This window comes from Streptomyces coryli (assembly GCF_011044975.1).
GTDB classification, from domain to species: Bacteria; Actinomycetota; Actinomycetes; order Streptomycetales; family Streptomycetaceae; genus Streptomyces; species Streptomyces coryli.
In genome coordinates, this window is sequence record NZ_JAAKZV010000550.1 from 1 (window position 1) to 1,138 (window position 1,138).

The 1,138-nt window shown below is 78.4% G+C and carries 1 protein-coding gene; it reads left to right on the forward strand.

All coding sequences use genetic code 11. From position 1 onward, the window contains the following. A partial coding sequence (locus tag G5C51_RS43900) for an Hsp70 family protein (protein ID WP_165246227.1) occupies positions 1-1,138 on the forward strand: 1,138 nt, incomplete at both ends.

A 1,138-nucleotide genomic window follows, 5' to 3' on the forward strand; every position in this document is an offset into this window, starting at 1 on the left:
GGCGTGACGGAGGGCGGGGTGGCGTCGGGCGGCGCGAGGTCGCTGGGGATCGATCTGGGGCGGCACTACGGACGGATCGGCTGGAGAGGTCCGGGCGGAGAGCTGGTGACGGCGGGTCCGGTGCGGCTGTCCTCGCCGGGCGGGCGGACGACGGATCCGTCCGGACTCGCCGGGGACCTGCGCCGGCTGTCCGAGCTCGCGTCGGAAGCGGGCGCGGACGCGGGCGGCGGCCGGGGCCGGGTCGCGGTCAGCCTCGAGGCGTCGGGCAAGGGCGAGTTGCCGCTGCGGCGGGCCGCGGAAGCCGCCGGGCTGAGCGTGGCGCACGCGGTGCCGGAGCCGGTGGCCGCCGCCCTCCACTACGGGGCGGTCGCCGAGGGCGCGGAGCGTACGGTGCTGGTCTGCGACCAGGGCGCCGGGGCGCTGGACCTCACGGTGCTGGCGGTGAGCGGCGACCGTACGGTGCGGGTGCTGGACACCGTCTCGCATCCGGTGGGCGGCAACGCCTGGGACGCGGCGGTGGCGCGGGCCGTGCTGCCCGGTGCGGACGAGACGGCCGCGGAACAGCTCGCAGTGGCCCGCGAGTTGCGGGAAGCGCTCGGTGACCGTGAGAGCGCCGCAGTCGAACATGACGGGCCGGGTGCCGGGGCGATCCTCCACCGGACCGACTTCGAGGAGGTGACGGCGCCGCTGCGGCGGCAGGCGGAGCAGGCCGTCGCGGCCGTGCTGGGCAGCGCCGCGGAGCGGCCGGGCGGCACGGTGTCCGCGGTGCTGGCCGCGGGCGGGCTGTTCGCGACGCCGGGGCTCGCGCGGGAACTGGAGGAGCGGATCGGGCTGTACGTCCGGTGCGGCGAGCCGGAGCTGGCAGTCGTGGACGGCCTGGTGCTGCTGGAGTCCTTCGGCGTCCTCCGCGTCCTCACGGGCCGCCAGGCGGCCACAGTCCCCCCGCGTCGTCCGACGGCGTCCCGCCGCCCCGATCCGGAGCCCCGCCCGGCCCGTCGCCCCGACCCGGAGCCGCCGACGGCTGCCGAGAGGAACGGGACCGGTGCCGTACCGCGCCAGCGCCCCGAGCCGGACGCCGAGTCCCCGGCTTCGCCGCGCGCGTCGGAGCCTGTCCCGCCTCCCCGGCCCGAGCCCGTAT